The 24753-nt window shown below is 46.8% G+C and carries 23 protein-coding genes and 2 tRNA genes; 11 read left to right on the top strand and 14 right to left on the bottom strand.

What is annotated here, in order from left to right; genetic code table 11:
- Window positions 1-104: 104 nt before the first annotated feature.
- Both lpcA and MKA69_RS01265 read left to right on the top strand, forming a co-directional pair.
- Window positions 105-680, top strand: a complete 576-nt coding sequence (gene lpcA / locus MKA69_RS01270; protein WP_055031649.1) for a D-sedoheptulose 7-phosphate isomerase — start codon at window positions 105-107, stop codon at window positions 678-680.
- Window positions 681-742: 62 nt separating this feature from the next.
- Window positions 743-1588 (top strand): class II glutamine amidotransferase, encoded by an 846-nt coding sequence (locus tag MKA69_RS01265; RefSeq protein WP_095456541.1) that lies wholly within the window; start codon window positions 743-745, stop codon window positions 1586-1588.
- A gap of 251 nt (window positions 1589-1839) precedes the next feature.
- Here the strand turns inward: MKA69_RS01265 and purN are convergent, their stop codons facing one another.
- Together purN and purM are read right to left on the bottom strand one after the other, a co-directional pair.
- On the bottom strand, window positions 1840-2478 hold the full coding sequence (purN, locus tag MKA69_RS01260) for a phosphoribosylglycinamide formyltransferase (RefSeq protein ID WP_055031647.1): 639 nt from the start codon (window positions 2476-2478) through the stop codon (window positions 1840-1842).
- A 2-nt stretch (window positions 2479-2480) separates the two neighbouring features.
- Window positions 2481-3521 carry a phosphoribosylformylglycinamidine cyclo-ligase gene (gene purM, locus MKA69_RS01255; protein WP_001915179.1) on the bottom strand — a complete coding sequence of 347 codons (1041 nt, stop codon included), beginning with the start codon at window positions 3519-3521 and terminating at the stop codon, window positions 2481-2483.
- A gap of 166 nt (window positions 3522-3687) precedes the next feature.
- Here purM and upp point away from each other — a divergent pair, with 166 nt between their 5' ends.
- Both upp and MKA69_RS01245 read left to right on the top strand, forming a co-directional pair.
- A complete protein-coding gene (gene upp, locus MKA69_RS01250; RefSeq protein WP_000706206.1) occupies window positions 3688-4314 on the top strand; it encodes a uracil phosphoribosyltransferase in 627 nt (208 codons plus the stop codon).
- A 320-nt stretch (window positions 4315-4634) separates the two neighbouring features.
- A complete protein-coding gene (locus tag MKA69_RS01245; protein ID WP_305847380.1) occupies window positions 4635-6062 on the top strand; it encodes a sensor domain-containing diguanylate cyclase in 1428 nt (475 codons plus the stop codon).
- Between the two features lie 60 nt (window positions 6063-6122).
- Here MKA69_RS01245 and rluF read toward each other — a convergent pair whose 3' ends face one another.
- From rluF to MKA69_RS01230, 3 genes are all read right to left on the bottom strand, one after another.
- On the bottom strand, window positions 6123-7121 hold the full coding sequence (rluF, locus tag MKA69_RS01240; protein ID WP_305847379.1) for a 23S rRNA pseudouridine(2604) synthase RluF: 999 nt from the start codon (window positions 7119-7121) through the stop codon (window positions 6123-6125).
- A gap of 65 nt (window positions 7122-7186) precedes the next feature.
- Window positions 7187-7765 carry a DNA endonuclease SmrA gene (gene smrA, locus MKA69_RS01235; protein WP_089070851.1) on the bottom strand — a complete coding sequence of 193 codons (579 nt, stop codon included), beginning with the start codon at window positions 7763-7765 and terminating at the stop codon, window positions 7187-7189.
- Window positions 7766-7946: 181 nt separating this feature from the next.
- The gene (locus MKA69_RS01230; RefSeq protein ID WP_000348347.1) at window positions 7947-8087 is read right to left on the bottom strand and encodes a DUF3149 domain-containing protein; all 141 of its coding nucleotides are present in this window, start codon (window positions 8085-8087) and stop codon (window positions 7947-7949) included.
- Between the two features lie 229 nt (window positions 8088-8316).
- Here MKA69_RS01230 and MKA69_RS01225 point away from each other — a divergent pair.
- Window positions 8317-8393 (top strand) — tRNA-Pro (locus MKA69_RS01225).
- Between the two features lie 174 nt (window positions 8394-8567).
- On the opposite strand, the gene MKA69_RS01220 is transcribed toward MKA69_RS01225, so the two are convergent.
- Window positions 8568-9437, bottom strand: coding sequence for a TraB/GumN family protein (locus MKA69_RS01220; RefSeq protein WP_305847378.1), 870 nt, complete (start codon window positions 9435-9437; stop codon window positions 8568-8570).
- A gap of 446 nt (window positions 9438-9883) precedes the next feature.
- Between MKA69_RS01220 and MKA69_RS01215 the strand changes: the two genes are divergently transcribed.
- A complete protein-coding gene (locus tag MKA69_RS01215) occupies window positions 9884-12535 on the top strand; it encodes a beta-N-acetylhexosaminidase (RefSeq protein ID WP_305847377.1) in 2652 nt (883 codons plus the stop codon).
- A 137-nt stretch (window positions 12536-12672) separates the two neighbouring features.
- Here the strand turns inward: MKA69_RS01215 and MKA69_RS01210 are convergent, their stop codons facing one another.
- Together MKA69_RS01210 and copA are read right to left on the bottom strand one after the other, a co-directional pair.
- Window positions 12673-13113, bottom strand: a complete 441-nt coding sequence (locus MKA69_RS01210; protein WP_305847376.1) for a DUF411 domain-containing protein — start codon at window positions 13111-13113, stop codon at window positions 12673-12675.
- 8 nt (window positions 13114-13121) lie between these two features.
- The gene (copA, locus tag MKA69_RS01205) at window positions 13122-15842 is read right to left on the bottom strand and encodes a copper-translocating P-type ATPase CopA (RefSeq protein ID WP_305847375.1); all 2721 of its coding nucleotides are present in this window, start codon (window positions 15840-15842) and stop codon (window positions 13122-13124) included.
- 200 nt (window positions 15843-16042) lie between these two features.
- Here copA and gltX point away from each other — a divergent pair, with 200 nt between their 5' ends.
- Together gltX and MKA69_RS01195 are read left to right on the top strand one after the other, a co-directional pair.
- A complete protein-coding gene (gene gltX / locus MKA69_RS01200; RefSeq protein ID WP_305847374.1) occupies window positions 16043-17467 on the top strand; it encodes a glutamate--tRNA ligase in 1425 nt (474 codons plus the stop codon).
- Between the two features lie 294 nt (window positions 17468-17761).
- A complete protein-coding gene (locus MKA69_RS01195) occupies window positions 17762-18730 on the top strand; it encodes an OmpA family protein (RefSeq protein ID WP_055029868.1) in 969 nt (322 codons plus the stop codon).
- A gap of 96 nt (window positions 18731-18826) precedes the next feature.
- Here the strand turns inward: MKA69_RS01195 and MKA69_RS01190 are convergent, their stop codons facing one another.
- From MKA69_RS01190 to MKA69_RS01180, 3 genes are all read right to left on the bottom strand, one after another.
- Window positions 18827-19333, bottom strand: coding sequence for a hypothetical protein (locus MKA69_RS01190; RefSeq protein ID WP_000045927.1), 507 nt, complete (start codon window positions 19331-19333; stop codon window positions 18827-18829).
- Between the two features lie 155 nt (window positions 19334-19488).
- Window positions 19489-19565 (bottom strand) — tRNA-Arg (locus MKA69_RS01185).
- A 42-nt stretch (window positions 19566-19607) separates the two neighbouring features.
- Window positions 19608-20741: a flagellar assembly protein FlgT gene (locus tag MKA69_RS01180; RefSeq protein ID WP_305847373.1), complete on the bottom strand. Its 1134-nt coding sequence runs from the start codon at window positions 20739-20741 to the stop codon at window positions 19608-19610.
- Between the two features lie 159 nt (window positions 20742-20900).
- Between MKA69_RS01180 and MKA69_RS01175 the strand changes: the two genes are divergently transcribed.
- Together MKA69_RS01175 and flgP are read left to right on the top strand one after the other, a co-directional pair.
- Entirely contained in the window at window positions 20901-21536 is a 636-nt protein-coding gene (locus MKA69_RS01175; RefSeq protein ID WP_000759068.1) for a FlgO family outer membrane protein, read from the top strand.
- 10 nt (window positions 21537-21546) lie between these two features.
- Window positions 21547-21981 carry a flagellar assembly lipoprotein FlgP gene (flgP, locus tag MKA69_RS01170; protein WP_055029866.1) on the top strand — a complete coding sequence of 145 codons (435 nt, stop codon included), beginning with the start codon at window positions 21547-21549 and terminating at the stop codon, window positions 21979-21981.
- A gap of 83 nt (window positions 21982-22064) precedes the next feature.
- Here the strand turns inward: flgP and MKA69_RS01165 are convergent, their stop codons facing one another.
- The 3 genes from MKA69_RS01165 to flgA all read right to left on the bottom strand — a co-directional run bounded on the left by MKA69_RS01165 (window position 22065) and on the right by flgA (window position 23767).
- The gene (locus MKA69_RS01165; protein WP_000729364.1) at window positions 22065-22490 is read right to left on the bottom strand and encodes a flagella synthesis protein FlgN; all 426 of its coding nucleotides are present in this window, start codon (window positions 22488-22490) and stop codon (window positions 22065-22067) included.
- Window positions 22491-22547: 57 nt separating this feature from the next.
- Complete coding sequence (gene flgM, locus MKA69_RS01160) at window positions 22548-22871, bottom strand: flagellar biosynthesis anti-sigma factor FlgM (protein WP_000907261.1); 324 nt, start codon at window positions 22869-22871, stop codon at window positions 22548-22550.
- 128 nt (window positions 22872-22999) lie between these two features.
- Window positions 23000-23767, bottom strand: a complete 768-nt coding sequence (flgA, locus tag MKA69_RS01155; RefSeq protein WP_305847372.1) for a flagellar basal body P-ring formation chaperone FlgA — start codon at window positions 23765-23767, stop codon at window positions 23000-23002.
- 56 nt (window positions 23768-23823) lie between these two features.
- On the opposite strand from flgA, the gene MKA69_RS01150 reads away from it, so the two are divergent.
- A complete protein-coding gene (locus MKA69_RS01150; protein WP_000145782.1) occupies window positions 23824-24750 on the top strand; it encodes a chemotaxis protein CheV in 927 nt (308 codons plus the stop codon).
- The last annotated feature ends 3 nt before the right edge of the window (window positions 24751-24753 follow it).

The raw sequence follows: 24753 nt of genomic DNA, 5'->3' as shown, positions 1-24753 counted from the left end.
GCTATCGACAGATCGGCAGGTTTGGGTAAACTCAGGTGGATACTGAATAGAAGTGCCAAGAGCACTCGGTTCGGATAACAAATAATCAATAAGAGAGATGCCTCATGTACCAGGATTTAATTAGAAGTGAACTGACCGAAGCGGCTGACGTTTTGCAGAAGTTTTTGAGCGATGACCATAATCTCGCGCAAATTGAAGCAGCGGCTAAGCTAATTGCTGATTCATTTAAGCAAGGTGGAAAAGTGCTTTCTTGTGGTAATGGTGGTTCACACTGTGATGCCATGCACTTTGCTGAGGAATTAACAGGCCGTTACCGTGAAAACCGCCCTGGCTATCCTGGTATTGCGATTTCTGATCCAAGCCACCTGTCTTGTGTGAGTAACGATTTTGGTTACGAGTACGTGTTCTCTCGTTATGTTGAAGCGGTCGGTGCCAAAGGCGATGTGCTGTTTGGCCTGTCTACTTCTGGTAACTCAGGCAACATCCTAAAAGCGATTGATGCGGCGAAAGCAAAAGGCATGAAAACGATCGCTTTGACTGGTAAAGATGGTGGCAAAATGGCGGGTCTAGCGGATGTTGAAATCCGTGTTCCACATTTTGGTTACGCGGATCGTATCCAAGAAGTGCATATCAAGATCATCCACATCATCATTCAGTTGATTGAAAAGGAAATGGCGTAACATTACGCGAATCAGCCCGGTGTATGCCGGGCTGTTGGTTTAAGTAAGGAGTGGTTTAAACCATGTGTGAATTGCTCGGAATGAGCGCGAATGTTCCAACCGATATCTGTTTTAGCTTTACTGGCTTGATGCAACGTGGCGGAAGAACTGGCCCACATCGTGATGGCTGGGGGATCGCTTTTTACGAAGGCAAAGGCTTTCGTACCTTCAAAGATCCCAATCCCAGCAGTCAGTCCAAAATTGCTGAGTTAGTTCAGCAATATCCGATCAAAAGTCGTGCGGTGATCAGTCACATTCGGCAAGCCAACCGCGGTGGGGTGAACCTCGAAAATACCCATCCGTTTACCCGTGAATTGTGGGGACAGTATTGGACGTTTGCCCACAACGGACAATTGACGGGCTACCAAACTTTAGTCACAGGGCGACATCGGCCAGTCGGTGAAACGGACAGTGAGTTGGCGTTTTGTTGGTTGTTAAATCAAATGGAGCAGCGTTACCCCGAGGGTCCACAAGATTGGCCTGAGATGCTTCGCTATGTTGCGCAGTGTTGTGATGAGCTTAGAGCTCTCGGTGTCTTTAATATGCTGCTGTCTAATGGCGAATATGTGATGGCGTATTGCACCAATCATTTGTATTGGATCACTCGCCGTGCCCCATTTGGCCGCGCAGCACTGCTCGATGAAGATGTCGAGATCAATTTCCAAGAAGAAACTACGCCGAATGATGTGGTGTCAGTGATTGCGACTCAACCGTTAACCGGTAATGAAACTTGGCAGCGTATGAAGCCGGGGCAATTCGCATTTTTCCATTTTGGAGAGCGTATAGAAGACAATGCCCATGTGTTGATGGATGTGGATTTTGCACCGGGGCGACCCGGATGTCAGGCTCCAAGCCAACCTCTCGACTAAGCGATATCCCCTTCCTACTTGAAGCTGCAGCGGTGTTGGCTACGTTCGTCACCCCAATCACATAGTTTATCTATGCTCATGGGGATGAACTCATTTGCCGCCTACCTGCAACTCCAAGTAGTTTGGGTATAGAGCTTTCTATCGGCCACATCAAGTTGTGTTGGGATAGTGTTTAGGAATGTCGTTTGGGAATTAAGGAGCGGTACAAAAAGAAAGGGTTGAATGATTTCAACCCTTTTTTCAATTTGAGATTATTCGGCCGCGTAACCGTGCATGCCGAGCGCTTCGCCATCCAGATAGGCTTTGCCATCTTTCATCGCTAAACGTTCCTCGACAAACCATTTCACGACAAGCGGGTAGATGCGATGCTCTTGATCCTGCACGCGAGCCGTGAGCTCTTCGACCGTATCATCTTCAAAAATCGGTACTTTGGCTTGCAGAATCACAGGGCCACCATCGAGCTGCTCGGTGACAAAATGCACGCTGGTACCATGCTCTTCATCACCGGCGTGGATAGCTCGTTGATAAGTGTTCAATCCCGGATACTTTGGCAATAACGAAGGGTGGATATTGATCATTCGCCCCAAATAGTGGCGAACAAATTCGCTACTGAGAATGCGCATGTAACCGGCGAGCACTATTAAGTCAGGAGCAAATTTATCCATCTGCTCCATCAATGCCGCGTCAAAAGCATCACGAGTTTCGTAAGCTTTGGGATCAATAAAACAGGCGGCTGCGCCAGCCTGTTTTGCGCGTTCTAAACCGTAAGCTGTTGCTTTATTGGAAAACACAGCCGTCACTTTGCCATCTTGAATACTGGTTGCACAAGCATCAATGATCGCCTGTAGGTTGGTTCCGTTTCCCGAAATTAAAACAACAATACTCTTCATGCTTAGTTGATCTCTACCTGTGCTTCGTTGCTATTGGCGGCTGCGATTTCGCCGATCACCCATGCGGTTTCGCCTTCTGCTTGCAGTAGCGCAACGGCCGCATTGGCTTGATCTTTTGGCAGTGCAATGATCAAACCGACACCACAGTTGAAGGTGCGGTACATTTCGTGAGTGGTCACGTTACCTTTTTCCTGTAGCCATTGGAAAATCACTGGCCATTCCCAGCTCTTACCATCGATCACCGCTTTGGTACCTTCTGGCAATACGCGTGGAATGTTCTCCCAGAAGCCACCGCCAGTGATGTGTGAAATCGCATGAATGTCATGTTCAGCAATCAGCTTTAAGCCAGATTTGATGTAAATCTTGGTTGGTGCGAGTAAGTGCTCACCAATCGTTTTGCCCGCTAACAGTTCATTTTTATCGGCTTTAGAGACTTCTAAAATCTTACGTACCAGCGAGTAACCGTTGGAGTGTGGGCCGCTAGAGCCAACCGCAATCAGCGCGTCACCGACTTGTACTTTGCTGCCGTCGATGATCTCTTCTTTTTCAACGACACCGACACAAAAGCCAGCCACATCGTAGTCTTCACCTTCGTACATTCCTGGCATTTCAGCGGTTTCGCCGCCAATCAGCGCGCAGCCCGCTTGCAAACAGCCATCGGCAATGCCGGAAATGACTTCGGCTGCGGTATCCACATCCAGTTTACCCGTCGCGTAATAATCGAGGAAAAACAGCGGCTCAGCACCTTGTACAATCAGATCGTTCACACACATAGCAACGAGATCAATACCGATGGTGTCGTGTTTTTTCATATCCAGTGCGAGACGCAGTTTGGTACCTACGCCGTCTGTACCAGAGACTAAAACTGGGTGTTTGTATTTGGTTGGCAGCTCACACAGTGCGCCAAAACCACCTAGGCCACCCATAACTTCAGGGCGACGGGTGCGCTTCACTGCGCCTTTAATTCGTTCAACGAGTGCATTACCTGCATCAATATCGACACCTGCATCTTTATAGCTGAGAGATGGATTATTACCGCTCACGGGGAAGTTCCTCGGTCTAGTTGGATATGAAAACGGCGCTATTCTACAGGGCTTAAAACAAAAAGGAAAACGTTTGCGTAAGATTTTTCTCCGGTTTTACAGTCGGAAAAGTCGACAAAATAAGTGTATAATCCGCAGGTTTAAATTAATGAAGCCGGAGTTGGACATGAAAATTGTTGAAGTTAAGCACCCTCTTGTAAAACACAAACTTGGCCTGATGCGTGAAGGCGATATCAGCACTAAGCGTTTTCGCGAGCTTGCGACAGAAGTTGGCAGCCTGCTGACTTATGAAGCGACTTCAGACTTTGAAACCGAAAAAGTCACGATCGAAGGCTGGAATGGCCCAGTACAAGTGGATCAGATCAAAGGTAAGAAAGTCACAGTCGTGCCAATCTTGCGTGCCGGCCTTGGCATGATGGATGGCGTACTTGAGCACATCCCTAGTGCTCGTATCAGTGTCGTGGGTATTTACCGTGACGAAGAAACCCTTGAACCAGTGCCTTACTTCAATAAGCTGGCTTCTAACATTGAAGAGCGTATTGCCCTAGTGGTTGACCCTATGCTGGCAACTGGTGGTTCAATGATCGCCACTATCGACCTGCTGAAAGAGAAAGGCTGTAACCAGATTAAAGTTCTGGTGCTGGTGGCGGCGCCAGAAGGGATTGCTGCTTTGGAAAAAGCGCACCCAGATGTTGAGCTTTACACGGCCGCAATCGATGAGAAGCTGAACGACAAAGGCTACATCGTGCCGGGCCTTGGTGACGCTGGCGACAAGATTTTTGGTACTAAGTGATCTTGAGTGAGGAAGCCTAATGGCTTCCTCATTACCTTTCTGCGCCATACTTCCTGCCTATCTTTGAGATCTATCCCTAATTTTAATGCAATACCTTGCTAAAAAGTCGCGGATAAATGAATAGCCCTCACAGCACTGACTGTTCTATTAGTTCTTTCTAACGCATTCCTAGTAGTTAATGGCAACATAGCCAGTACTCGGTATGGTATATGGATTATTTTGACTCACTAGGTAAGGTCATTAGGATTGATGGATGTGCTCTGTCTCCACAAACGCTGGAGCAGGGTGATGCAGTAAGTAGTGCTAGCAGGACGCTGATTATGACGCGAAAGAAATTTAGTTGGATTCTTGTCTCTTTAATTATATTTGGATTTTTTGTGACCAGCTTGGTCAGTTATAAAGTGGCTCACGATACGCTTGAGGAGCAAATCAATAAAGACTCACTCCCTTTAACCAGCGACAACATCTATTCAGAAATCCAGCAGGATCTGATCCGCCCCATTTTTATCTCTTCTTTAATGGCACAAGATACTTTTGTGCGTGACTGGACATTGGCTGGGGAGCAAGAACCTGAGCGAATCATCCGCTATTTGAGTGAGATTCAGCGCCAATATCAGACGATGTCGAGTTTTTATATTTCGGATCGTACCCACAACTATTATCACTACAGCGGAACGTTGAAGACAATCTCGGAATCGAACCCGAATGATGCTTGGTTTTTTCGGGTCAAAAATTCTGCGCCCGATAAACATTTCGAGGTGAATATTGATGTTGATACTGCTAACAGTCATCAAACGGTGGTGTTTGTTAACTACAAGGTTTTTGATTTCGAAAATCGTTTCTTGGGTGTGATTGGTGTGGGGTTGAGCTCCGATGCGGTTTCTGCGTTAGTGGAGAAATATCAAAAACGTTACAACCGGCATATCTATTTTATCAATGAGTTGGGTGAGGTCACTTTGCATGGTTCCAATCATCCAGACTTTACGCGGATCCAGGAGCGAGAAGGGCTAAAAACACTCTCAACCCAGATTTTGACGTCTCCCAGTGTGAGTGGGAGTTACTATGCCGATGGTCAGAAGAACTATCTCAACAGTCGGTGGGTTGAGGAATTCCAGTGGTACATCATCGTTGAGCAGAAAGATGAATTTAACCAAGACATTTGGTTCAAAGCGATGCTGGGGAATTTAGCGATCAGTGCCTTGGTGGCGATTGCGGTATTAGGGCTTGCACAAATGAGCTTCCGAGGTTATCAAAAACGGCTGGAAGATATGGCGGTAAGAGATAAATTGACCGGTGCATACAGTCGACAAGTGTTTGAGGAGTTAGTTGAAGAGGCGATTTCTAATGCGACGAAAGAGCTGCATCCTTTAAGTTTGGCCGTCATCGATCTGGACCATTTTAAACAAGTGAATGACAACTATGGTCATCCGGTTGGGGATCTGGTTTTACAGCGTGTGGTTGGGATATGTCAGCGTCATATTGAACAAGTGGGAGCCTTGTGCCGCTGGGGCGGTGAAGAGTTTGTTGTTCTACTACCAGACATGCCGTTGCAAGAAGCGTATCAACGCATGGAGCAGATTCGACATGACATTGCGGTGATGAGCAGTAAACCACAGGTCACGGTGAGTATTGGTGTCGTTGAATACTCTCCGAATGAGAGCTTGCTGCAATTGTTTAATCGGGCCGATCAAGCCATGTACACGGCCAAAAATGAAGGTCGTAACAAAGTGGTTGGGTTATCGCTCTAGCCACAATAAAAACCAGGGAAGCGATAAGCTTCCCTGGTTTTTATTGTATAGATAAATTGTTTATTTCGACTTTCTTAGGCTCAAGGTACCACCAGTGCGTGGAGTTGCGCGCTGGGCTGGTTTAGATGCGGTAGAAGAGCTTGAGGACGAATTCGTTGGGCGACGCTGCGCTTTTTTCGAGTTTGGTGCATGGCGAAACTCTTGCGCATTTTTACCATGATAGGTTTTTGGGTTGCGGCGTGCTTTGGATTCTTTATTGGCTTCACGACTATCAAACAGTTTGGCATCGGTCGCACGTTTAATCGTGTCACCACTATGCGCGACTCTTGAGGCTTCTTCCGTACCACTGGAGTCTTCACACATGGCCAGAATGTCATTTACTTCGGCTTCGCTCAAATAACGCCATTTACCGTTTGGAATGCCATCTAATGTGATGTTCATGATCCGCACGCGGCGCAGTTTAAACACTTCATATCCCAAGGCTTCACACATGCGACGAATTTGGCGGTTCAATCCCTGAGTTAGCACGATGCGAAAAGAATACTGGGTTTCCTGAGTGACTTTACAAGGCAGAGTAACCGTATCGAGGATGTTCACTCCTGATGACATCTGACGAATAAATTCCGGTGTAATGGGTTTATCGACTCGAACCACGTACTCTTTTTCGTGGTTATTTCCCGCACGTAGGATCTTATTCACGATATCGCCATCATTGGTCAGAAAGATGAGGCCATCAGACGGCTTATCTAAACGGCCAATCGGGAAAATGCGTTTGTGGTGACCAATAAAGTCGACAATATTCCCCGGAACATCGCGCTCAGTTGTACAGGTAATGCCAGTGGGTTTGTTTAACGCAATATAGATCGGGCGTTCTTTGCTGCGTAGCGGCTTGCCATCAATACACACTTCATCTTGTTCGGTGACTTTGCTTCCGACTTCAGGTTGGGCGCCATTGAGGGTCACTCGCCCTTGTTCAATCAGCTTGTCAGCTTCACGGCGTGAGCAAAAGCCCGTTTCACTGATGAATTTATTAAGGCGCTTTTCAATAGGTTGGGACATACAATCTCCTAACGTTTCACAACGGATGGTGCACAAAATCCGCGCATTCTAACAGCTTTACCTACTTAGCCAAGCCGTTTCTGGTGACGCTCACGGTTTTCGGCTTTTTTCTCGGCACTCTTACGAAGTAAGACATACACCGCGCCGGTGCCGCCATGTAAGCGTTGAGCTGAGTGAGCACACTGCACTTCGCTGATTTGAGTCAGCCAATGGCTGACAAAACTTTTCATCAGTGCTGGTGGGTTGGAGCGCTCGCCACGGCCATGCACAATCAGCAGGGTGCGAATATCCATCGCCATACATTGACGAATAAATTGGATCACTTCACTGCGTGCTTCTTTGAGCGTTTTTCGATGTAAGTCTAAGCGTGCTTGAATGGGGTACTTACCCAATCTGAGTTTGCGGTATACGCCATCTTGAACGCCATCCCGCTTAAATTCGAGCATAGCATCAGGCTTAAGCATGGGGGCATGATCGAGGGATAGCGCCTCGGGGTCATGGTCTGCCAAGCTTACTGCCGCTTCTCGCTTAGCCAGTTGAGCTTCGGTGACTTGGTGGGCTTTTTTGAGTTCAACCGTATCATGAGTGATGGTTTTTACATCGCCCATCATTTGCTGAAACAGTTCTAAATCCTCTTGCGACATAACGGCACATCAAAGTTATTTCACATGGTGCTGATTATATACTTCTCATTTAGCAAGTTGCACGGAGTTGTGCGTGGAAGGGGAGTGATGTTGAGGATAAATGCACAATAAAAAACCGGAGCAGACACGCAGTCGGCTCCGGTGCATAGCGTTTTTCTATCTTTCAATAGAGGCTAGCGATCTAGTGAGGAGATTTGTCTGTCATCACTTTGTAGATGAAGAAACCGCCATAGAACAGCATAAGACCTAAAGCGCCCAAGATGACTATCATTGAAGAGAGTCCAACTGCATTACCAAAAAGAAGATCGAGCCAGAAGTCCATGTTTCCTCCAAAGTGTTGAAGACGAGTTAACGTTAAATTCTGGCTATATTTGCAGCACTGATCTGGATCAATTGTGTTGCATAGGTTGCCGATATGTTTCTTATGTTGAGTTGTGAGTCACATTTTTTTCGTGCTTTGGTGGTGTTTTGAGCGAACGGTTTAAACCATGCAGAAAGTCAGGCTTCAGGGGTTGCGTTTCCGAAAATGGCGAGTAATATACGCAGCGTTCCGGTGAATAGCGCAGTTTGGTAGCGCATCTGGTTTGGGACCAGAGGGTCGGGGGTTCGAATCCCTCTTCACCGACCATATTTAAGGCCTCAGCATTTATGTTGGGGCCTTTTCGCTTTATCTACTTCTCACTTGAAGCCTCAGCGTTGGCGACACTCGCTTTCCATGACATGTTCTGTCGATACTTGTTTGGATAAGTTCATCTGCCGCCGACCCATAATGCCAAATCATTTGTTCTACCGAATAGCTGATTTATAAAAATGAGCAGCTTGCCGTTTGGCTTTGGTTAAGCTGCTGGATGCTAAAGCCTTTTTGCTCAAGAATACTGAGCAAGCTCTGCTTGCCAATCAAATGCAAAGTGCCGACGACGACCAGATAAGGTTTGCCTTGTTGTGGTAAGAATTGAGGGTGAGTGAGCTTCTCTGCCCAATCCTGATTACGCTCAGTGAGCATTTGGGCTTCCAATTCAGCAGACATACCGGTGAGTGTGAGCATTTGTAGCAAATTCTTCTCATCTCCTTTTTTCCAGCTTTCAATCATGCACTCGGTGAGTTTGGTATTGTTTTCCCATTCATCGATCAAACTCACCAGTAATTCCTGCCCTGAGTTGGGTAAGTGCGCTAACAGATCCACTTGAAATTGTAAGGTTTCTAGACTGAGTACAGGCAGTTGATGCTGCTCAGCTTGCTGCATGAAATAAAGGTCGATGCCTCGATCGGCTTGATACCCCATCTCTAAAAATTGGCGCATTTGCAGGATAAGGCTGGCTGACCATGGGGGGGGCAGTTGGCGGATCTGCTGGGCATCCAACCTCAGTTGCTGCGCAATCCCATCCAATACAAACAATTGTTCATCGCTTAAAACCTGCTCACTGCTCATCGTCGTTGCAGGCAAAGTAACGTTGGATTGGTGACGGATATCCGTCTCTACGACTAAGCCTGCGCTTTGCTTTAGCTTCTGTGCGAGTCGGTCAGGCAGTGGATAAAGCTGATCGCTGCCCACATGCAGAGAGCCGAAGAGGATGAGTTGTGTCGAACCTTTGGTTGCTGACCAGTACAAGGGTTCTGCGTGAAGAGGTTGGATAAATAGCCATAAAAGACAGCAAGCGAATCGTTTGAGCATGGAATGCGTGAACTCCTTTAGGTTCGGCAAAAACGTTACTTTAGCAGTGAATTAACGGATTTGACGGAGCTTGAATCATGATAAAGCTCACATCTTGTTGATTTGTTCGAGCCAACTCACGATTTGTTGCCGCAATCTTGTGTGATGTCGATCGGCTTTCTTTGCGTAGCGCGGATTGCTAAGTGTGATCTGGATTAGAAGAAATCTCGTCAAAAATGAAGTGTCGATTTTGACGTTGTTCCTATATTTTTGAAATTTAAGACTTTTATCTTGGTGTCAATTTGTAAAGTTTGAACATGATCACTTGGCTAAAGGATTAATTTTGCGCTTAGAAAAAAGTACCGCTAAATATCCCTGAATTTTAGGTAAAGCCATTGGCTGATGTCGTTGTGAGATTGGGTGCAGGCAGAGCATCCCTCATCGTTAACTAATTTAGGGTCATTATTATGCTGAAGAAGAGTCTTATCTCGATCGCGGTATTCACTTCATTAAGTGGCTGCGCACTCAACACTACGTCACCACAAGAGGTGGTAGACACATTAGCGAATAACTTGGATGTGCAATACCAAGTTGTCAACAATCACGGCGCGGATACCGGTTTGGCTTGTCAAACTCTAGAAGCTGAGTGGGCTTCTTGTAACCAAGTGAATATGACCTTGGTTAACCGTGGTGAGGCGGTCAATTCAAAAGATTGGGCTATTTACTTCCACAGTATTCGCTTGATCCTCGATGTGGGTAATGACCAGTTCAAAATTACTCGCGTTACCGGCGACCTACATAAACTGGAACCTACCGATAAGTTTGATGGTTTTGCCGCAGGTGAAACGGTGACTTTGCCGCTGATTGGTGAATACTGGACGCTGTTTGATACCGATTTTATGCCGCGTGCTTTTGTGGCCGCTCCGGATGCTGAGCCGAAAGTGATTGCATCTTTAAACACAGAAGAAGTTGAGAGCTTTGTTACTGGGTTAGAGGGGGAGAACCTTAAGCGTACTCCGAGCGATAACAACGTATTTGCTCAAGCGCTGTCTCGCTTTGAAAAGAACAGTGATGTTGCGCTACAAGATGTGTCTCACGCACTGATCCCAACGCCACTGCAAGTTAAAACGCAATCAGGTTCAGTGTCTATCGCGAAAGGTATTGCGCTACCGAGCAAAGCATTTGACGGTGAGCAAATGCAAGCGCTGAATGAGCGTGCACAACTGCTTGGCGTGAACTTAAAAGGCGTAATGCCTGCGCAAGTGGTTATCAACCCTAAATCATTTAAAGGTGAGCTGGCCAAATCTGGTGCTTACCGTTTAGCGATTACGGATAAAGCCGTTAAAGTCACCGCGTTTGACCAAGCGGGTGCATTCTATGCGATGCAATCGGTGCTGGGTTTAGTCGATATGGCCGATGCGACTCAACTGCCAAAAGTTGAAATCGTCGATGCGCCTCGTTTTGATTATCGCGGTGTGATGGTGGATGTGGCGCGTAACTTCCACTCGAAACAAGCGATTCTAGCGACCTTGGATCAAATGGCGGCTTACAAAATGAATAAGCTGCATCTCCATCTGACCGATGACGAAGGTTGGCGTATTGAAATTCCGGGCTTACCTGAGCTGACGGATATCGGCGCTCAACGCTGTTTTGACCCGAGTGAAACAGAATGCGTGTTGCCACAGCTTGGCTCTGGTCCAAACGCCGATAACTTTGGCTCTGGTTATTTCACCAAGCAAGATTATTTAGAGATCCTGCAATACGCGAAAGCACGTCATATCGAAGTGATCCCTGAGATTGATATGCCAGCGCACGCTCGTGCGGCCGTGGTTTCAATGGAGGCGCGTTACCAACGTTTAATGCAAGAGGGCAATGAGGCGGCAGCCAATGAGTTCCGTCTACTGGATCCGCAAGATACCTCTAACGTCACCACAGTACAGTTCTATGACCGCATGAGCTTTATCAACCCATGCTTAGATTCATCAAAGCGCTTTGTGGATAAAGTGATCTCTGAGATTGCGACGATGCACCAAGCGGCGGGTATGCCTCTGACAACGTGGCACTTTGGTGGCGATGAAGCGAAAAACATCAAGCTTGGCGCAGGCTTCCAAGATGTGAATACCCAAGAGCCAGTAAGTTGGAAAGGCAACTTGGATCTGAGCAAGCAAGATAAGCCTTTTGCGCGTTCGCCGCAGTGCCAAAACTTGATTGCAACAGGTGCGGTGAGTGATTTCGGCCATTTACCAAGCTACTTTGCTGAGCAAGTGTCTAAGTTGGTTGCCGAGAAAGGTATTGCTAACTTCCAAGCATGGCAAGATGGCTTGAAATACAGCGAAGGCGAAAAAGCGTTCGCAACCGAAAACACGCGTGTGAACTTCTGGGATGTTCTGTACTGGGGTGGCTCTGCCTCTGCGTACGAATGGGCTGAGAAAGGTTACGATGTGATCATCTCTAACCCTGACTACGTTTACATGGATATGCCTTACGAAGTGGATCCTAAAGAGCGTGGTTATTACTGGGCAACCCGTGCAACTGATACACGTAAGATGTTTGGTTTTGCACCGGAAAACTTGCCACAAAATGCAGAAACTTCATTGGATCGTGATGGCAATGGCTTCAGCGGTAAAGGCGAAGTGAAAGGTAAGCCTTTCTATGGTCTGTCTGCGCAGCTGTGGTCTGAAACAGTACGTACCGATGAGCAATATGAATACATGGTATTCCCTCGCGTGCTCGCAGCCGCTGAGCGTGCATGGCATCGTGCGGATTGGGAAAACACTTACAAAGCCGGCGTGGAATATTCGCAGGAGACTCAGCTAGTCAACGACAAAGCTCTAAATGCGGATTGGAATCGCTTTGCTAACGTATTGGGTCAACGTGAGCTGGCCAAACTTGAGAAAGCAGGCATTGATTACCGTCTCCCAGTTCCGGGAGCCAAGATCGAGAACGGTCATTTGGCCATGAACGTTCAGTTCCCTGGTGTCACGCTGCAATACTCACTGGATGGTCAAACTTGGTTGGATTATGATGCGAAGCAAGCGCCAAAAGTGAACGGAGAAGTTTGGATTCGCTCTGTTTCTGCCAGCGGTGAGCGTGCTAGCCGAGTGACTTCGCTAAAATAATCGAACACTCATTTCACTGAATGGATAATGAAAGCCTCCGCATGCGGAGGCTTTTCTTTTGTCTTTTTTCTAGAAGAAAAAGTTATGAGACAGCGCTTTGTGTCTAGCCCTCTATTCTCTTCGATAAGAAGGAGAGATCAGTTTCCTTTATGGAAACGGTATTCAAAGACTTGGCCGCGCTCATTAAAGGCATATACCGCGTAGCTGTCTTTCTTATCGCCGTATTCCATGCCCGGTGAACCCATAGGCATTCCCGGAACCGCGAGCCCTTTCGCATTTTTCGGTGGGTTAGCCAGAAAATCTTTGATGTCTTGCGCTGGAATATGACCTTCAAAGACATAACCGCCGATCTCTGCGGTATGGCAAGAAGCTAGCTTAGGTTTTACGCCCAGTTGTTGCTTAATGCTGTCCATGTTGTCATGCAGCACTTCTTTTACCGTAAAACCATTCTCTTCCATGTGTTTGGTCCATTCGGTGCAACAACCACAATAAGGAGATTTGTGATTCACTACCTGAGTAGCAAGCGCTTGTCCTGAAAATGTAGCCAATAGGGCGAGTGTCAGCATTGTGCGTTTCATGGTGTACCTCATTGAGAATGTTGATCGAAAGAAATTTTGCTCCAGCGCAGGCGATTGGCATTACTGACCACGGTGATCGAGGAGAGCGCCATCGCCGCTCCGGCGACAACTGGGCTGAGTAAAAATCCAAACGCTGGGTAAAGCACACCCGCTGCGATAGGAATACCCAGCGTGTTGTAAATAAATGCGCCAAACAGGTTTTGCTTCATATTGCGCAGTGTGGCTTTTGACAGCTCAATCGCGCTCACCACACTGGTTGGTGATGAGTTCAAAAGGGTCATCTGTGCGCTCTCAATGGCTACATCACTGCCACTGCCCATGGCAATACCAATGTCAGCCAGCGCTAAAGCTGGGGCATCATTAATCCCATCGCCAATCATGGCGACTTTACGGCCTTGTTGTTGCAAAGCTTGAATGTGCTGCGCTTTTTGGTCGGGCAGCACTTGCGCTATCACTTGCGAGATACCGAGCTCTTTGGCAATCGCATTGGCAACCGAAGCGTGATCGCCAGTCAGCATCACGGTATGAATTCCAAGCTCATTGAGCTTACGTACCGCTTGCGCTGAGGTGGGCTTGATCGGGTCGGCAATCGCTAACACGCCTTGCAACATGCCACGATAAGCCACCGCCACCGGCGTCCACGCTTGTGCTGCAAATTTTTCTAGAGTCGATTCAGCCATCGACAAATCAATGCCTTGTTCTTGCATAAAAGCGAGAGAACCAACCAGCACGGTTTGATTTTGGTAATCGGCTAAGAGTCCACGTCCACGTTGGTTAGTGAATTGGCTGATATCTACAGGGCGAATATTGCGCTGTTTGGCATAATCACAGATCGCTTTAGCCAGTGGGTGTTCTGATTGCTGCTCAAGGGCATAGGCTAGGGCAAGTAATTGGTTTTCATCACCCTGCAACACATGCAGTGATTGAATACTCGGTTTGCCTAAGGTCAGCGTCCCTGTTTTATCAAACACCACGGTATCTATCTGACTTGCGGTCTGCAGTACATTGGCATCGCGAATCAAAATCCCCATCTCTGCCGCTTTGCCGATACCCACGGTAATCGAGAGCGGAGTGGCAAGCCCCAAAGCACAAGGGCAGGCGATGATTAATACAGTGGTCGCAACGACCAACATGTAACTGGCTTTAGGATCGGGGCCATACAGATACCAAAGTGCGGCAGACAAGATGGCAATGACAACAACAACGGGCACGAAAACAGAGGAAATCTGATCGGCTAAACGAGCCATCGCCGGTTTACTGCTTTGCGCTTGTCTTACCATCTGGATAATCCGAGCCAGCATAGTTTCCGAACCAATGCCAGTAGCGGTGATCACTAAGCTGCCATCTTGGTTCAATGTGCCCGCTGCGACTTTCGCGCCGGCTTCTTTGAGTACAGGAATGGGTTCGCCCGTGAGCATGGATTCATCCAGATAAGAGTGACCAGTACTCACCACACCATCGACAGGAACTTGCTCTCCGGGTTTGATGCGTAGTGACATGCCCAGTTGAATATCGGCGACGGCGATGGATTGATCGCCTTGTTCAGTCACTAAGGTTGCTTGCTGAGGTTGTAAGTTAAGCAAGGCTTGCAGTGAGCGATTAGTACGGCTTTTGGCTTTGGTTTCAATGTAATGACCCAGTGAAATCAAACCGATGATCATTGCCGTTGCTTCGAAGTATACATGACGCGCTGCATCAGGGAACGCTTGCGGCCAAGCAACCACGAGCATGGAGTAAAACCAAGCAGCCCCTGTGCCCAGTGCGACTAGGGTGTCCATGGTCGCTCTGCCATGAGTCAGTGCTTGCCAAGCATTAATAAAGAAGTGGCGACCGGCGGTGAGCAGCAGTGCGAAACAGATGATGCCGATTCCACCCCAGGCCATTTGATCACTGCTATTGCGGATCATCATGTTGCCGCCAAACACGCCCCACAGCATTAAAGGTGCACCCAGAGCGATGCCCAATAAGGCACTCTGTTTATGCTCTTTTTGTAAAGCATCGAGTTGTGCTTGCTGTTTGGTTTGCTGCTGTGCTGGGTCATCCAAGAGCTCAGCTTGGTAGCCTGCACTTTGAATGGCGTTAAGCAGTGGTTGCGGATTGGTGAAATTGGCTTTCACCAAGGCGCTTTGCTCTGCGAGGTTGACTTGTGCACTTTGTACACCCTCAACTGAAAGTAGCGCCTTTTCCACCGATGCGACACAACTGGCGCAGGTCATCCCTTTAATAAGTAGAGAGAGCGTTTGGCTAGATGCCTCGGCGGGTTCTTGGGGCGAGAGGTTTTCAGCGTCAGGTGTGTCGGTTTTCTTCTCATTAATAGAGGCTGCTAGTGCAAGTGTTGATTCTTGTGCTGCTTCGATAGCCTGATAGCCTACTTCTGCCACCAGCGCTTTCACTTGGTCTGCGGTTAGGGTAGTAACCAGCGAAAGCCGCTCTTTACTGACTTGCAGTTTGGCAACCTCAGCCCGCGCGCTGAGGTGAGTGGTCAGTTTATTCACACAGCGACCACAGTTTAAACCTTGTAGCTGATAAGTTTGCTCAGCACCGCCTTGATAATCGAGGGACTCAATACTCGTCAGCACTTGATCTAAACTCGCCTCGGTATGCAGCTCAATTAACGTTGGCGTCAGCGTTTCAATCTCAAGAGTCAAATCTTGCTTGAGTTGGCGCTCCAATTTTCGCGCACAGCCCATGCAATTTAGGCCACGCAGAGGTAAGACAAAATAGTTCATTTTCATTCCTCCCATTGGAATGAGAATAAGGATAAACCTTGACCTTAAGGTAAGGTCAACCCTTACTTCTCGCACTCATTTCGGTGAGTGTAAATTTGCCGAAAATCGTGCGTAGCATCGCGCCAACTCGGGTGTTAGAATACCGCCCAAAATTTCGCATGCTGAGCTCTCAGCAAAAGAATCTCACAAAGGTAATTCAAATGACGGTTAAAACTCGTTTTGCGCCTAGTCCAACTGGGTATCTGCACGTTGGTGGTGCGCGTACAGCACTCTATTCTTGGTTATATGCTAAAAGCCAAGGTGGTGAATTTGTTCTGCGTATTGAAGACACCGACCTAGAACGCTCTACTCAGGCGGCGGTGGATGCCATTATTGAAGGCATGACGTGGTTAGGTTTGGAATGGGATGAAGGCCCATACTACCAAACCAAACGTTTTGATCGTTACAACCAAGTAATTGATCAGTTGTTGGCAGAAGGCAAAGCCTACAAGTGCTATGCCCCGAAAGAGCTATTGGATGAAATCCGCGCTGAGCAAGAAGCGAACAAAGAGATGCCGCGCTACGATGCGAATCATCCAAAAATCAAAGCGGTCAATGAAGCAGCGAAAGAAGGCGAACCTTGCTGTATCCGTTTCCGTAACCCGAAAGAGGGCAGCGTCGTTTTTGATGACCAAATCCGTGGCCGTATTGAAATCCGTAACGACCAACTGGATGACCTGATCATCCGTCGTACTGATGGCACTCCAACCTATAACTTCTGTGTGGTAGTGGATGATGTCGATATGGGTATCAGCCATGTGATTCGTGGTGAAGACCATATCAACAACACGCCACGCCAGATCAACATTTATAAAGCAATGGGTGCAACCATCCCAACGTTTGCGCACTGCGCAATGATCTTGGGTGATGATGGTGCCAAGCTATCTAAGCGTCATGGCGCGGTTTCTGTAATGCAATACCGTGATGATGGCTATCTGCCAGAAGCGCTGCTGAACTACTTAGTGCGTTTAGGTTGGGGGCATGGCGACCAGGAGATCTTCTCTCGCGATGAAATGATCAACCTGTTCAGCCTTAACGCAATTTCAAAATCAGCGTCAGCGTTTAACACTGACAAACTGCTATGGTTGAACAACCACTACATCAAGACTTCAGAACCTGAGTATGTGGCGAAACACCTTGAGTGGCATTTTGATCACCAAGGTATTAACAAGGCGACTGGCCCAGCATTAGCTGACGTGGTGAAGTTAGTGGGTGAGCGTTGCAATACCCTAGTTGAGCTGGCGCAACAGTCACGTTACTTCTACGAAGATTTTGCTGAGTTTGATGCTGATGCTGCGAAGAAACATCTACGCGGCGTAGCGAAAGAACCATTAACGTTAGCGCTGAGCAAAATTGAAGCTCTGACTGAATGGAATACTGAAGCGCTGCACCAAGTGATCGCGCAAGTGTGTGAAGAGCTTGATATTGGCATGGGTAAAATCGGTATGCCGCTACGTGTTGCCGTAACGGGTGGTGGTCAATCACCTTCTGTAGACGCAGTAATGAACCTTATCGGTCAAGAGCGTGTGATTGTGCGTATCAAGATGGCATTAGCCTTTATTGAAACTCGCGAAGCGAATGCATAGAAGTTTAGTTGCATAAAAAACAAAGCCGCAGCACAAACTGCGGCTTTTTTATTATCTATTGAAATCTTTATCTCGTACTATAGTTTTGGGTTAACGAGTTGTGTTTTAGACTTTTCTCATTTTTAGCAAAGACGTGACAAAATAATAACCTAACAGCCCTTTTTCTTTTTATTTCATCCGTTATAGTGATGCCGACAAAAAGGTGTTCTGGCTCGCATAAGAGTCAACCTCTTTGAACGGTCGTTAATCCATCATCGATTCGCGACGATAATCATAAAGAAAAAAGGAAATACCATGAAAAAGCTAGCGGCAATCATTTCAACGACGTTACTTTTTGCTTCTTCTGCGGCAGTGGCTGAAGTGTATGTCGGAGGTAAAATCGGTAAATCTTGGTTGGATGACGCATGTCAGTCTGGTCAACCTTGTGATAAGGATGACACGACGCTTGGTGCGTTTGTAGGTTATGAAGCAAACAAGTGGCTCTCTCTTGAAGCGGGATACGATTACTTAGGTAAATTCACCGCAGCAGGATTGGCTGATGAAAAGGTAAAAGCCATCACGCTGGCGCCAAAACTGAGTCTACCTCTTACTGAAGGTATTGCCCTGTACGGTAAAGTCGGTGGTGCTTTTGTTGATTACGGCAGCAAGGATGATTACTCATATCTAGGCGCAGCAGGTTTGGAGTTCAATACCAACCACAATGTGACAATGCGTTTGGAATATCAAAATATTACTGACATCAATAACGACATCGTACGTGCAAGCGGAGAAAGTGCAACGCTTGGTGTGGTGTACAAATTTGGTGGCAGCCAAGAACCGGCTCCAGTTGTAGAACAACGTCCTGCTGAACCTGCGCCAGTTGCAGAACCAGTGGTAGAGAAAGTTGCGGTAACAAAAACGTTTACTTTCCAACACTTGGACAGCAGCACTTTTGCTACAGCAAGTGCAGAGCTAAAACCTGCAACGGTTAAGAAGCTGGATAAAATTGTGGGTTACCTAAACCAATACCCACAAGCAAAAGTTGAAGTTGTTGGTCATACAGACTCAACTGGCTCTGACGCTTACAACCAAAAACTGTCTGAGCGTCGCGCTCAAGCAGTAGCCAAAGCACTGGAAGCTCAAGGTATTGATGCTTCTCGTATCTCTGCTAAAGGTCTAGGTGAAAGCAGCCCAATCGCTTCTAACGCGACTGCAGAAGGCCGCGAAAAGAACCGTCGTGTTGAGCTAGTGATCCCAGAATTCCAGTACCAAGTGACTGAGTAATTTCGGTAATCATCGAGATTCAATCAACAAAGGCCCGTAAGGGCCTTTGTTTTTTTCAGCAAACCAAATTTTACTCTTTGAGCGTGGAGGTGGGGGTTACTTGAGATCAATACTGTTTAAGCGCCCCATAAAAACTAAGATATCTAAGCAATCTTTATGAGCGGCCAGCAATGCTTTTTTGGTTTTTGTGTAAGCCGCTAACTTGCCGTGCTTGTTGATGGAGCACACCACACTGCGGAAATGACATTTCCCTTGTGTGTCATATTCTCGCCATGCCGCGATATAGCAGGCGTCTCTTGCTTCTGGGTTGTCTAGCGTTGGTCTAGGTTTATGGATGATTTTCGGTTCTAAGCTATGTGGTAAGCGAGTCATTAGATAGGGATCTTTTAAAATACGTCGCCAAAATTTTCCCCACATGGCTGAGCCTAATTCATTACGCAGTAAAATCGCTTTTTTAAGCCCTTTCTTTTCACCGAGTCGAACAAAACCGACGGAACGGTGTAAAACGCTATCGTCAGGAGTATGGATATGAATTTTATACGCGGTTTTCGCTTTTGAAATAAAGCGGTGTCCGGTATTGGTCTCTAGGTTACTTTTCGACATGCTGTGTTTTATAAACAAAACTGTTAATAGTAATAGTAGAGGATTTTAGCTAGTGCGAGAAGAAATGTGCTGCAAGAATGACCAAAGATTGACATGAGGTGGTGGCAACAAAGTAAGACAAAATCTTTGTCAAAAAACTAACCACTTGAGAAATATGGCGCTCCCGACAGGATTTGAACCTGTGACCTGCCCCTTAGGAGGGGGCTGCGCTATCCAACTGTGCTACGGGAGCGAAGAGGAAAAAGGAAGTGTCCCGAAGAACACTTCCCATAGACTACATCTGTTTATGCATGACATCGCCGATTTGAATACTGTAGGCGAGTTCAGGTTGATCAACGGTCAGCTCAGCTTCATGTTCGTAAACACGTGATACCGTCAGCGTGATCTCACTTTGTGTTACTTTGTTACGTGGCAAACCTTGCTGATCAATAAAAGCACCAGTGTGCCAGAGACGAAGCTTATCACCTTGTTGTACCCCGTGGATCCGACCGAGATCCATGGTCGCGGTAGTGCCAAATTTGGCGATGATCTGTGGCAGCGTGATCTTGCAAGAAATTTCTGATTCCAGATCGAGCATAATATTACGGCTTACACGCAACATCATCTCACCGTAGGTCGAGGCCCAAAAACGCGCACTGCGCGTATCAATTTGACTGGTTTTAGGGAATGGCCAGCGTGCGACTTCACGATATGTTCGTGTCATCACCTCGTTCCCTGTTTTCCCATCAAATACATTAATTTCCATAGCAAATTGGCGATTGATCAGGTCATCTTGCAACGTTCTTTGTTCGATGGTGGCTGTTAAATCAGTAATCACTCCGCCAATGATGTATTGCGCTCCGGCATCTTGAGCAATCATTTTGATACGCTCAGGCGCTTTGGGATCAATGTCGTATTGCGTAGTACCGACCGAAACAAAGCTGTGAGACTCTTGCTCTAAGCGACGATTAATCACCTGCGCAAAATCATCACCGACTTGATAGATTTGCCCCATCACTGCTTGCTGAGGTGAGGCCAGATCAATATTGCCGATCAGCATGGTTTTCTTGTATTGCTCAACGTGGCAAGCCGTTGCCGATGGGTAAATATCAATGCGAGTGCGCACGTACATCACATTGTTAATCGCTTTGCGTTCTTCAATCAGGATGTAGCGTACCTCATGGTTAGCAAACAGGTACTCTCGACGATCAGACTCTAAAAGCGGCATTAAGTTACTGATGCTGCCCATATCTGCCCCGGCAAAATTTACCGCTTTATATAAAGCGTCTTCCAATGCGTGTAAGCGAGCCACATCCTCTGAAGAGACTATGGCGGCAGAGCCTGTCACTTCATACCAAGCTGCTTGAGCAGATTGGAGGTAAAGACTCATCCAAAGCACTGAAATTATAGATAAAATATTTTTTTTCATTATAAGGTCCCAAGTGGGTATAAATTTTGCTTTTCAATTCCTAACTGATGTAGGCATTGCGATTCTAAATAATGACAGATTAAGAAAAGCAAGGAGCGTTCCAGTTTAATCGAGTGAGAAGCTGAAACGCGCGCCATAGTATATCTGGAGATGAAGAGAATGAAAAAATGGCTTTCCTTAGTACCCGTTGTCTTGCTGACTTCGTGTGCATATGCCCCGATTTATAACGGTAAAGAACCGTATAACGGGTCACAGTTTATGTTGATGGAGAGTCCACGTCATACGTTGGATTTCTTTGTTGAGAGCATGACCGAAGATTTGATGCTCTCCAATACTAGCATTACGGCTCGTACGCCGATTGCGGTGACCTCATTTGTTGATCTACAAAACATGGATACGACAAACTGGTTGGGCAACTCGGTTTCCGAAGGGTTTATCCACCAATTTCAGCGTCGCGGCTTCAAAGTGGTTGATTTCAAAACGACAGGTTCGATCCAAGTGACTCAACAAGGTGATTTCGCTTTTAGTCGAGACTGGAAAGATCTTTCCCAGCAGCAAGAAGTACAGTACGTACTGACGGGAACGATGTTACGCCAAGAAGGTGGGGTGATTGTGAATGCGCGTGTCGTTGGTATGCAATCTCGAATTGTTGTGGCCACGGCACAAGGCTTCCTTCCTGCGGATCGTATTGGTCGGGATTTGGATACTTTAAACAGTATTCGCACTCAGGATGGCGTGCTGATCCGTTCAGATCCGACCATAACACAACCTTATACTGTTATTTTGCGTCCATAGGAGAACAACAATGAAACCTGTTTTCCTGATTTTAGTCGCGATGTTGATGATGACGGGATGCCAGCCATTGCAAACCATGCGCCCAGATGATTGGCTTACCGCAGTAGGCTATGCCAGCATTAGTGAACAAAAAGGTCGCAATGACGAAGAGAAGCAAGTTCGAGCGATGCGCGCATCTAAAATTGACGCTTATCGTGAGTTGGCTGAACAAGTATACGGTATGCGTATCAGCGGCCGTGCTGAATTACAAGATCAACGCCTCGGTACTGAATTAACCGCCGGAGCAGTTGATGGGGTAATTCGTGGTGCAGAAGTGGTGCGCAGCTATAAAGTGGGTGACAGTTATGTCACTGAGCTCAGGCTCGACATTCGCAAGATGGATAAGATGCGTGATTACGGTGAAGTTCAGCAAGTTCCCGAAAAACGTCAAATGACCTTATTCTAATATGAACACTCTCATCTCTCAGATCCAAAAAGCGGCATGATTGCCGCTTTTGCTTTTTTGTCTCGGTGAACGGGATAATCTCGTTAGGCTTTGATATTGGTACCGAGAGTTGAAATGGTGTGCGTTTTGCCCGTTGCACTGTAAGTCATCCCGATCTTGCCATGGCTTTGCTGCATCAGATTATTGAGTTTATTAAAGCTGAGCTGAGCACGGGCGAGTGCGTCGCCATTGATTTGATTGGCTTGCTGGCAATCGAGAATAATACTGCGGATTTGACTCACTAAATCATTAAGGTAAGCATCTTCAGTCAGGCTCGCGACGTGAGGATGCTTAGCAATGCGTTGGTCAGTCTGCTGTAGCTGATTAATCAAGGTCAGTTTCTGCTTGGCGATAGCTTCAATATCCACAGAGATGCGACTGGTGATCGCAATTTTTTCTGCGTCGAGTACCGTCACTAATTCTTGTGCATTTTTCAACTGAAATTCGACTAAGTCTTTTAATGCTGCCATGGTCAAACCGCCTGTTGATTGCCTTTTCTATTACAAGCTCTAAAGAGTGAGTATGACTTAGAAGCCGCCCAGTTCTTTTTCGAATTTGATCATGTTATCGGCCAGTTTATCAGGATCTACGACATAGGAACCGTTTGCGATCGCTTCTTTGATTGCGGCCACTTTGGCGCTATCAAAACTGGGTCTCGATGCCATTTCATTTTGCATTTCGCCAATGGCTTTGCTTTGTGAGCTAAGTGATACCGCATCTTGACCACCAGCCGATGAGCGTGAAACTGCCCCGGATTGAGGTGAAGAGTTGCTGGCATCAGAAGAACGCACACTTGTTCGGTTGGTCGTATTTAACGACTGCCCTGCGCGTATGTTATCAATACCTGCCATAGATGAGCCTTTTCAATAAACTTTAACGTGTACTGTCAATATCGACCGTAGTGGTCAGAACTTTAGCGACTTTTTAACCAAATAGAAAATCACTTCGCACAAGCTTGTTGATAAGCAGGTAAGAGCGTTCAAAACGCGACGGTGACTTCACCTACACCACTGACTTGCGCATCAATTATACGGTTAGATTTGTCATTTTTCACTTTTATCTGTTCACCAAGGATGCCATCTGACATGGCCGTGCCTTTGGTTGTGATCGACATACCAGATTTTCCAGCACGGATGACAACACTTTCATTACGACAGACGATGCACACATCCTTTTGATCGATAACATCGCCAATGCGGATATTTTTTTTGATTTTTGCACCTATCACGCTTTCGGGAGTGGAAAAACCTTGCCGCCGGAAACGCAGCAGATCTACCATACTCAACGTAACATCTTGTGCAGAAATCATTTGTCCTCGGCTGAGTGGATTTGCCGCCGTGATCAGTGGAATCGTAATCGTCAAGCGAACGGGGACATACACCCGCCAATTATCGCTTTTGCACTCCACGAGCACAGTAATATTTGCGGCAGATCCATTACTGGATGACGAGTTCGTTACAAGTGGTTCTGGGCAATCGGTCGCGAATAGACGATCGTCTATATTGGCGGCATTGACGACTAACTCTCCGCCAGTGGGCATATCGACGGTGCTCAGAACGTGATTTTCTGCGGCTTCTCTTATCATCGAAAGCTGCTCTGGCGTGGCCGAATTTGCCGCTAGACTAAAGAAAAACAATAAAAAGCCGATAAAGCTATAAAATATTTCACAGAAAGCTCTACACTTAGTTATGAAATGCGAATGGAGATCGATCTTCGGAAGCATTTTTCGTTTCTCTGGTTTCTTCATAGCCTGTAGTAGACTATCACTTTTTTTGGATAAAAGTTTGAGATGGAGATGAGCTTATGACGGGTATTCTTGATTCTGTGAATCAGCGTACGCAACTCGTCGGTCAAAACCGATTAGAACTATTAACTTTCCGTCTTAACGGCCGTCAGCGATACGGTATTAACGTTTTCAAAGTTAAAGAAGTCCTTCAATGCCCTAAACTGACCGCGATGCCTAACTTACACCGTTTGGTTAAAGGGGTGGCACATATTCGTGGGCAAACCGTATCTGTCATCGATTTGAGTCTTGCGATCGGTGGTCGTCCGACCGTTGATGTAGACAAAAGCTTCGTGGTGATTGCGGAATTTAACCGTACAATCCAAGCCTTTTTAGTGAGTTCGGTTGAGCGTATCATTAACATGCGTTGGGAAGCGATTCTGCCACCGCCTGATGGCTCTGGTAAAGCGAACTACCTAACTGCTGTCACGAATATCGATAACGAGCTAGTAGAGATTATCGACGTTGAGAAGATTTTGGCTGAGATTGCTCCGGTTAACGAAGCAATGACAAAAGATATCGGCCAAGAGATTGCACAAGTTGAACAAGAAAAAGAGATTGTTCGTCGTATTTTGATTGCGGACGACTCTAGCGTGGCACGTAAGCAGGTGCAACGCGCCATTGAATCGATCGGTTTCGAGGTTATCTCCACCAAAGACGGTAAAGATGCTTATGAGAAACTGCTTGAAATGAGCCGTGAAGGCCCCATTCTCAATCAAATCTCGCTAGTGATTTCAGATATTGAGATGCCGGAAATGGATGGTTATACGCTAACGGCGGAAATCCGTCGTAGCAACGAGCTGAAAGATCTTTATGTTATTTTGCACTCTTCATTGAGTGGCGTGTTCAACCAAGCGATGGTTGAGCGAGTCGGGGCAAACGCATTTATTGCGAAATTCAACCCTGATGAGCTTGGTAATGCGGTGAAAGCTGCGCTAGTTAAATAAAGA

This window comes from Vibrio sp. AH4, assembly GCF_030710545.1.
GTDB classification, from domain to species: Bacteria; Pseudomonadota; Gammaproteobacteria; order Enterobacterales; family Vibrionaceae; genus Vibrio; species Vibrio metoecus.
The sequence above is the reverse complement of the archived record's forward strand: the minus strand, read 5'-3'. Positions and strand labels throughout refer to the sequence as shown.

What these genes read in the sequence shown, in the direction of transcription:
- smrA (WP_089070851.1), bottom strand. Translation starts at nt 7,765, where the DNA reads ATGTCGCAAGAGGATTTAGAACTGTTTCAGCAAATGATGGGCGATGTA.
- MKA69_RS01210 (WP_305847376.1), bottom strand. Translation starts at nt 13,113, where the DNA reads ATGAAACGCACAATGCTGACACTCGCCCTATTGGCTACATTTTCAGGA.
- MKA69_RS01195 (WP_055029868.1), top strand. Translation starts at nt 17,762, where the DNA reads ATGAAAAAGCTAGCGGCAATCATTTCAACGACGTTACTTTTTGCTTCT.
- MKA69_RS01175 (WP_000759068.1), top strand. Translation starts at nt 20,901, where the DNA reads ATGAAAAAATGGCTTTCCTTAGTACCCGTTGTCTTGCTGACTTCGTGT.
- MKA69_RS01190 (WP_000045927.1), bottom strand. Translation starts at nt 19,333, where the DNA reads ATGTCGAAAAGTAACCTAGAGACCAATACCGGACACCGCTTTATTTCA.
- rluF (WP_305847379.1), bottom strand. Translation starts at nt 7,121, where the DNA reads ATGTCCCAACCTATTGAAAAGCGCCTTAATAAATTCATCAGTGAAACG.
- MKA69_RS01215 (WP_305847377.1), top strand. Translation starts at nt 9,884, where the DNA reads ATGCTGAAGAAGAGTCTTATCTCGATCGCGGTATTCACTTCATTAAGT.
- upp (WP_000706206.1), top strand. Translation starts at nt 3,688, where the DNA reads ATGAAAATTGTTGAAGTTAAGCACCCTCTTGTAAAACACAAACTTGGC.
- MKA69_RS01180 (WP_305847373.1), bottom strand. Translation starts at nt 20,741, where the DNA reads ATGAAAAAAAATATTTTATCTATAATTTCAGTGCTTTGGATGAGTCTT.
- MKA69_RS01150 (WP_000145782.1), top strand. Translation starts at nt 23,824, where the DNA reads ATGACGGGTATTCTTGATTCTGTGAATCAGCGTACGCAACTCGTCGGT.
- gltX (WP_305847374.1), top strand. Translation starts at nt 16,043, where the DNA reads ATGACGGTTAAAACTCGTTTTGCGCCTAGTCCAACTGGGTATCTGCAC.
- MKA69_RS01245 (WP_305847380.1), top strand. Translation starts at nt 4,635, where the DNA reads ATGACGCGAAAGAAATTTAGTTGGATTCTTGTCTCTTTAATTATATTT.
- flgA (WP_305847372.1), bottom strand. Translation starts at nt 23,767, where the DNA reads ATGAAGAAACCAGAGAAACGAAAAATGCTTCCGAAGATCGATCTCCAT.
- flgP (WP_055029866.1), top strand. Translation starts at nt 21,547, where the DNA reads ATGAAACCTGTTTTCCTGATTTTAGTCGCGATGTTGATGATGACGGGA.
- lpcA (WP_055031649.1), top strand. Translation starts at nt 105, where the DNA reads ATGTACCAGGATTTAATTAGAAGTGAACTGACCGAAGCGGCTGACGTT.
- MKA69_RS01265 (WP_095456541.1), top strand. Translation starts at nt 743, where the DNA reads ATGTGTGAATTGCTCGGAATGAGCGCGAATGTTCCAACCGATATCTGT.
- flgM (WP_000907261.1), bottom strand. Translation starts at nt 22,871, where the DNA reads ATGGCAGGTATTGATAACATACGCGCAGGGCAGTCGTTAAATACGACC.
- MKA69_RS01230 (WP_000348347.1), bottom strand. Translation starts at nt 8,087, where the DNA reads ATGGACTTCTGGCTCGATCTTCTTTTTGGTAATGCAGTTGGACTCTCT.
- MKA69_RS01165 (WP_000729364.1), bottom strand. Translation starts at nt 22,490, where the DNA reads ATGGCAGCATTAAAAGACTTAGTCGAATTTCAGTTGAAAAATGCACAA.
- copA (WP_305847375.1), bottom strand. Translation starts at nt 15,842, where the DNA reads ATGAACTATTTTGTCTTACCTCTGCGTGGCCTAAATTGCATGGGCTGT.
- purN (WP_055031647.1), bottom strand. Translation starts at nt 2,478, where the DNA reads ATGAAGAGTATTGTTGTTTTAATTTCGGGAAACGGAACCAACCTACAG.
- MKA69_RS01220 (WP_305847378.1), bottom strand. Translation starts at nt 9,437, where the DNA reads ATGCTCAAACGATTCGCTTGCTGTCTTTTATGGCTATTTATCCAACCT.